Origin of the sequence: Clostridium sp., from assembly GCF_051656525.1 — a bacterium.
Classification (GTDB): Bacteria; Bacillota; Clostridia; order Clostridiales; family Clostridiaceae; genus Clostridium.
On record NZ_JBOGCC010000184.1, the window covers coordinates 1 to 6,545 of the forward strand.

Annotated in this window: 9 protein-coding genes; 2 read left to right on the plus strand and 7 right to left on the minus strand. The window is 25.8% G+C overall.

Translation table 11 applies throughout. From position 1 onward, the window contains the following. The coding region (locus ACRDDY_RS09280; RefSeq protein ID WP_438564671.1) for a hypothetical protein at positions 1–302 on the minus strand (302 nt) is incomplete at its 3' end. Between the two features lie 221 nt (positions 303–523). Here ACRDDY_RS09280 and ACRDDY_RS09285 point away from each other — a divergent pair. Next, the gene (locus ACRDDY_RS09285; protein WP_438564672.1) at positions 524–1,720 is read left to right on the plus strand and encodes an SH3 domain-containing protein; all 1,197 of its coding nucleotides are present in this window, start codon (positions 524–526) and stop codon (positions 1,718–1,720) included. 14 nt (positions 1,721–1,734) lie between these two features. Continuing rightward, entirely contained in the window at positions 1,735–2,235 is a 501-nt protein-coding gene (locus ACRDDY_RS09290) for a hypothetical protein (protein ID WP_438564673.1), read from the plus strand. A gap of 124 nt (positions 2,236–2,359) precedes the next feature. Here the strand turns inward: ACRDDY_RS09290 and ACRDDY_RS09295 are convergent, their stop codons facing one another. From ACRDDY_RS09295 to ACRDDY_RS09320, 6 genes are all read right to left on the minus strand, one after another. After that, complete coding sequence (locus tag ACRDDY_RS09295; protein WP_438564674.1) at positions 2,360–2,833, minus strand: hypothetical protein; 474 nt, start codon at positions 2,831–2,833, stop codon at positions 2,360–2,362. A gap of 40 nt (positions 2,834–2,873) precedes the next feature. Further along, entirely contained in the window at positions 2,874–3,200 is a 327-nt protein-coding gene (locus tag ACRDDY_RS09300) for a hypothetical protein (RefSeq protein ID WP_438564675.1), read from the minus strand. Between the two features lie 317 nt (positions 3,201–3,517). After that, positions 3,518–3,691 (minus strand): hypothetical protein, encoded by a 174-nt coding sequence (locus tag ACRDDY_RS09305; RefSeq protein ID WP_438564676.1) that lies wholly within the window; start codon positions 3,689–3,691, stop codon positions 3,518–3,520. 199 nt (positions 3,692–3,890) lie between these two features. Then, entirely contained in the window at positions 3,891–4,130 is a 240-nt protein-coding gene (locus ACRDDY_RS09310) for a hypothetical protein (protein ID WP_438564677.1), read from the minus strand. A 256-nt stretch (positions 4,131–4,386) separates the two neighbouring features. Further along, positions 4,387–5,742, minus strand: a complete 1,356-nt coding sequence (locus tag ACRDDY_RS09315) for a helix-turn-helix domain-containing protein (protein ID WP_438564678.1) — start codon at positions 5,740–5,742, stop codon at positions 4,387–4,389. Positions 5,743–5,988: 246 nt separating this feature from the next. Further along, the coding region (locus tag ACRDDY_RS09320) for a tyrosine-type recombinase/integrase (protein WP_438564679.1) at positions 5,989–6,545 on the minus strand (557 nt) is incomplete at its 5' end.

The following is a 6,545-nucleotide window of genomic DNA, read 5'->3' on the forward strand; positions in this document are numbered from 1 at the left end:
AAAATAATATTTTCTAATTTATCCATATCCGTTTTATTATTTTGTTTTTTTATTATTTTAATTGAATAATTTTTTAAACAAGTTTTTATATATCCATATAAATTTTCTTTTTCTAAATCCAATGAAATACTTAATAGTATCAATTCATCTACTAGATCATCATACATATAATTTCCTTTTCCGCTTACTAACATCCTCATATCTACTTCAAAAGTTTTTATAAGTTTTTGAACACCGTCACTATCACTACCATTCCTTATATTTTCAATTAAATTTTTTAGGTAAATACTTTTCTTATTCATTCTATGTCCTCCAAATAAATATTGTTTATTTATTTAGAGTCATGTTTTTACCTTTTTTCCAATTTTCTTTTAGGATTTAACAATTATTTAATATAAATCTTTTTAATGGACTTTTTGTTTATTTTTTGTAAAAAATCAATTTTAAGTTGGAATTTAATTATTTTTCAACTCTTAGTATATATAACATAAAATTATATTTTTTATTTAAGGAGGTTCATATTATGAATTTAAAAGCTTATGTTTGTTTTAATGGAGGTCCATTTACTTATGTACAAAAAATACCACAATGGGGTGTTGCACATTTAGCAGGTAAATTAAATAATGGAACTGAAATCACAGTTATTTCAGAAGAAAATGATTGGTATCAAATAAAGTTTGAAGAGTCTACAGCTTGGATTCCTGTAGCTAGAGTTTTCTTTCCACTTGTTGGTATGGTTTCTAATATTAATCCTGCTGAATCAATGCCTTCAACATCTAGTAACCCTGATGCCTCACTTTATACCAATGGTAATATAGTAACTCTTATTGGTGAAGGTAATTCTAATTACACAGTATTACTTAATGATTCTACCCCTCTAATTAGTACTTCTAATATCGAAATTCAAACTCAAGGTTATATTCTTTTTGAAGATGGTCCTTATACTGATGTCATGAGCAGTGCTACGTGGGATTCCAATTGTTTAACAACATTAAATAATGGAACTGGTATCTCTATTATTGGAGAAACTAATGGTTGGTATCAAATTTCATTTGAAAATTTAATTGGTTGGATTCCAACACCAAGAGTATATTACTCAAATAATACATTTATCCCGTTAGTAGGAACAATCCAAACCTCATCTGGAAAATGTAATGTTCAAGGAACACCTTCACTTGCTTCTCCTAATACAATTACTCAATATTCTAATAACAAAAAAACTTATATTATTGGAAGAAATAATGATTGGTATCATATAATTAATGGAACTAGCACTGGTTGGGTACAATGTTCAAATGTATCCATCAATAAAAGAGCCTTTATCTCATTTATTGATGGTCCTTACACTGATGTCATGAGCAGTGCTACGTGGAATTCCAATTGTTTAACAACATTAAATAATGGAACTGGTGCCTCTATTATTGGAGAACAAAGTGGTTGGTATCAAATTTCTACGACAAATCTAATTGGATGGGTTCCAGTAGAAAGAGTATACGTTTCTACAAATAATTTTATATCAGTAACAGGAACAATTACTAAAGAAACTACTATTCAAAGTGCACCTTCATCTAATTCGACTTTATCTATTGGTTCTTGTTCTCTTAAACAAGATTTTATTATTTATAACCAATTTAATGGTTGGTATCAAATACAGATTAAGGATTCTATTGCTTGGATTCCTTGTGGAAGTGTCGAACTTTTAACATTTAAAGCAGATTAAAAGGAGTGATATACATGTCAAATATAAATTCTTTAGACTCTATTAATAAGGACTTAATTATAAAACCTACAAATAGTATAAGTAAATTATGGGATAATCCTTATACTATAAATTTTTATTTTTTTATTTCTGAACAAGCTTTTAAAAATATAATGCCAAAATATACTACTGTATATGATTTTTTAGAAGAACATTCTCAAGGAATAAATTATACTACTTCCCTTCTTGTTCAAGCTGCTTGGATAATTAGTGGTGGTCCACAACAAATTGGGAAAATGCTTGGTGGCTCAGTAAGTATAAGTATGGGAATGATTGAATCTGCTATTGAAGATGAATATACTGAGTTAGTTAATATAGCTTCACAAGCTGTTGCTGCTTGCAGTAAATATGATTATCCTAGAAGTAGCTGGGAACTTATACATCAAACTACATGGTCTTATTTTCCTGGACGTCCTCATATTATTGATTCAAGTTGGACTTTTCAAGGAACAAATGATCCCTTTAAAACTATATAAGCTAATTGTTAATTATAAGATAAAAAAGAAACTTCTGCTTTTAATAAAAACAGAAGTTTCTTTTTTATCTTATAACTATTAATATTCCCAAAAACTCTTATATTTAAATATCTATCCTACTAATTTATTTTAATTTTATAAAATTTTCTTTAAATTTTTTTGCTTCTTTCTCAGTTTTAAAATTAAAACTAATTTTCTCTGGTCCCGGTACTTCTGAGCAAATAACACTATAAATATTATTATTGCTTGAATTCATTGGCCCTATATTTATATTAAAAACATCCTTACTATTTTTTTTAAAATTTTTTTCTAACACTATCATACTAAACCAATTATAAGGATAATACACATTTGTATTCGTTATGTTAGCTTTTTTATAACTATTAGGAATAAATTGCGATTCAACTTCTAAACCAGTATTCTCTAATTTAACAGCTATATTAGGCGTAAAATTTTTGGAACTATAATCTGAACAATCTGGAAATGCTAAAAATGAAAATATAGTTAAAAAAATACCTACTGCTGATAATAACATATTTTTTAATAGTTTATAGTTTTTCTTTTTCATATTTTCAATCCATTTTTTAAATTTAAACATTTTTTCCCTCTTTATACTTATACATTAAAATTATTTATTTTTATATTAATTCAAAACCGCTCTTTTTTAAAATCTCAATATATCTTTTCAAATTAACCATACATTTAAAAATAATATGATCAACAGCTATACTAATACTTATTAATAATAAAATTTCAATATATTGAGATTTTTTAATTATATACATTGCCAAGAATATACACGGTATTATTTGAGCCATTAATATTGTTATAGTCCCATTGATATCTTTTCTAAATAATGATGGTAGCCAACCTAATAATAAAAATGATAATATCAATGTACTCCAATCAAATCTTACTTTTACATTTTTTATCTCTCCATTTTTTCTATTTTGCATTGTCCACATTTACTTCTCCTTAAAAATTAATATATTTAAATTTTACCACTTCATTTTTAAGTTTAGATGTATTAATAATTTATTTTTTATTAACTTTCCTATAAATTCCAAATTAAAAATCAATATATTTAATTTGGAATATATATAACTATATATATTTGAAAAAAATCTACATCTTTTTGCATTTTTATATCAAAAGTTACTAAAGTTCTTAATTTTGCTGACTTTTATCATAATTTAAGGATATTATTATTTAAATGAACATAACATCAATAATATCCTAAATTTATAAACTGTAAATCAGAGTATAAAAAAAGATATATCAATTATAAAAAATAAACTTTAGTACAATTTTGCAAAAAAACGCTGGTTGGCCTATACAATTTTTTTACTGAGTCTAATTCTCTTTTATTTTCTAGCTGAAGTTCTTTAATTTCTTTTTTATAACTTTTTTCTATATCTTTTAAGTTTACATTTTTCTCTTTTATTTCTAACTTCATTGAAGCAATTTCTTCTTTATGATTTTTCTCTAACTCTTTTACTTCTTTTAATTAATCTTTCATTTCCAACTTTAATATATCTAATTCATTTTTATAAAAATCTCGCATGTTTTCTACGTTTTCTAGCTTTTGTAAGACATCTTTATTTTTATGTTCTGTATCTATAAGACTATTTTTTAATTCAAATTTATCTATTATTTTACCATTTCATTTTCTCTTTAAGTTTTTTTATTTTCTCTTCCATTAAGCCACTTCTTTTTTCTATATGATCTTCATACTGATTTTTATAATTTTCTCTTTCTAAATGCTCTGTGATTAATGAATTCACTAATTCTGAAATTGTAAGACCTTTCTTTTTAGCTAATTTTTTTAAATTTTCTTTTATCTTACATTCTATTCTGACTGTAAGACTTGCATTTTTCTTATTTTCTACACCCATTTTTTACCCCCTAAAAATTCTCTTAACCCTTACATTCTCTATGTCTTACATAAATTCCTTTTTGTCTTACGTAATTTTTACTGTCCCCAAAAGCCAAAAAATTTCTACCTACAGTCTAGCCTGAAAAGAAAGAATGAAAAAAAATATAGAGAAAGAAAAAATAAAAATAAAAAAGACTAGAAAAAAGGGAACGGCAAGCCGTCCCCCTAAAAGATAAGTTCCCCCATATAGGTCGTACCACTTTCGTGATACCTTTTTATAAGTTCCAATATCTTTTTATTGTAGCAATTCCTTTTCGTAATTCTTTCGCTACCTCTACTTGCTTTAACCCTTTATTTTTAAGCATTTTGATAGCTTTTATAATATCTTGTTTTTGTTGTTCTCTTTTAGTAAGTCCGTTTTCATTTCTTATTTTTTCATTTCTTTTATTATTTTTTTTCTTTTTAATTTTTTTCTTATTTCTATTATAATAATCTTTATCTATTTGTTCTCTTTCTTTAGGTTTATAAATGCTCTCTAGTCCTATTATTTCTGCTAGTTCCCACGTTAAATCAAAAAACTCCGCCATAGTTTGATTTTTATAAAGATATTGTGTGTAATTAACACTTCTCGTTAAACTCTCTATTACATTCTCTCTTAATGGATAATTAAATTTAGAATTAAATTTAAGCATTTCCTCTTTTGCATACAAATAATCTTTATCTGTAAGTTTTCCATTTTGATATTTAATTTTTATAAGAGTATAATTCCTAACTTGGAAACATAATCTTGCTCTGTAATCATTTGTCCCTTTACTATTTAAATATTCTTGTATTTTATAAAAATCTCTTATTCTATTAGAATTTAAAATATACACGTTATGTAATTTTGTTATATTATTTGCTTTTTTTCTACCTTTTTTCTTTTTCTTAAAATCTTTATACCAATTAGGTAACTCGTCCAACCAAAGTTCTTGTAATTCCTTTAATGTATATCTTATAGCACTACTATAGAAGTACATTTTAACAGTTGCATTATTTTTAGAATTTATACTACCTGGCACTCTAAAATAAGTTTCTAAATTTTGCTTTTCTGCTCCAAAGTCTTTTAATTCTTCTGCAAATACACTACTTATTCTTTCTGCTAAAGTTACCACACTTTTCTTATGTTTAGGTATATAGCAAGTCTCTATAAGATATATTAATCTTATTTGATTTCCATATTCTATTAATGTTGGTGCTGGTATTCTTATATCAAAACAATCCATTTCTAAAAGTTCTATAACTTGCTCTGGATCTAAATCCTTTAATTCTTTTATATTTTTATAATCTACATCCACAGCAATTACGTTTATACAAAATAAATTATTTTTTGTTGCACTTTTAAATGTTTTAAATGGATTTAAGCTTAAAAATAGATCTACATTATCGATCTTATGTTGTTTAAGAATACTATTTAATTTAATACTATCTTTTAATGCATTTATAGGATATGTTTTATATTTATTTGTACTTTTACATAAAAGCCTTATAAAACACTCATCTGTATTTATATAAATATCTTTTAGTACTGTGTTTATATCTTTAATACTTGTTTTTACTATTCTTTCTTCTTTTTTTGCTAAGTTGCCCATATTTTCCTTCTTTCCACGAACTAGCAACTTATCCAAATTCCTATATTTACTTTTAAACTCTTCTTTGCTATTATAATAATATAATTAAAAAGTTTAAAAGTCCTGTGGGACTTTGGCTAAGTTGTTTTAAAAAAAGAGCTGTGACGTCAGAAATTACAAGCTCTTTTTTGCGTATCCGTACATTTTTTTTCTGTTGTATATATTTTATCATATTATCCGACGTCTAGTATATTTTTATTTTTATTTTTATCTTAAACTTCTTACATAAGTTTTCATTAATTCTTCGTCACTATCACCTCTTTCTTGCGTATGCCCTAATTGCTCGCTTACATACTCTCTAGCCTCCATTGTAGACATTCCCTTTGCCTTAGCCCTATTAAACGTCTCTAATGCGTATAGCTTTCGCACTGCGTGTGTACTTGTCTTTTCGTATTCTTTTTTTATTCCTAACTCTTGCATTTTTCTGTTTAGTTCTCTATTTACCGAATCTGCTTGTATAGGTACTATCCTTTCCCTTGCTCCTAGAACGCTGTTATATAATTTTTTAGCTACTTCCATTTGTTTTTCTGTTGCAATTTCTACTTTTCTAGTCTTTTTCCCCTTACTGTCCACAACTTTTACATATCCATTTTTTAAATTTATATCTCTTTTTTGTAATTTTACTACTGCACTAATTCTTAATCCGAAATATCTAGCCACGTCTAATGCTTTATCTGCGTTAGGATTTACAATCTTCTTTAGGTTCTGCCAGTCTTTTATCTCCATCTGCTTATCTCGTATTTTCTGTTTATGTTTAATTTTTT

Bases quoted from the DNA above. Each gene is read 5' to 3' on its own strand.
- ACRDDY_RS09285 (WP_438564672.1), top strand. From the start codon at position 524: ATGAATTTAAAAGCTTATGTTTGTTTTAATGGAGGTCCATTTACTTAT.
- ACRDDY_RS09290 (WP_438564673.1), top strand. From the start codon at position 1,735: ATGTCAAATATAAATTCTTTAGACTCTATTAATAAGGACTTAATTATA.
- ACRDDY_RS09295 (WP_438564674.1), bottom strand. From the start codon at position 2,833: ATGTTTAAATTTAAAAAATGGATTGAAAATATGAAAAAGAAAAACTAT.
- ACRDDY_RS09300 (WP_438564675.1), bottom strand. From the start codon at position 3,200: ATGTGGACAATGCAAAATAGAAAAAATGGAGAGATAAAAAATGTAAAA.
- ACRDDY_RS09305 (WP_438564676.1), bottom strand. From the start codon at position 3,691: ATGAAGTTAGAAATAAAAGAGAAAAATGTAAACTTAAAAGATATAGAA.
- ACRDDY_RS09310 (WP_438564677.1), bottom strand. From the start codon at position 4,130: ATGGGTGTAGAAAATAAGAAAAATGCAAGTCTTACAGTCAGAATAGAA.
- ACRDDY_RS09315 (WP_438564678.1), bottom strand. From the start codon at position 5,742: ATGGGCAACTTAGCAAAAAAAGAAGAAAGAATAGTAAAAACAAGTATT.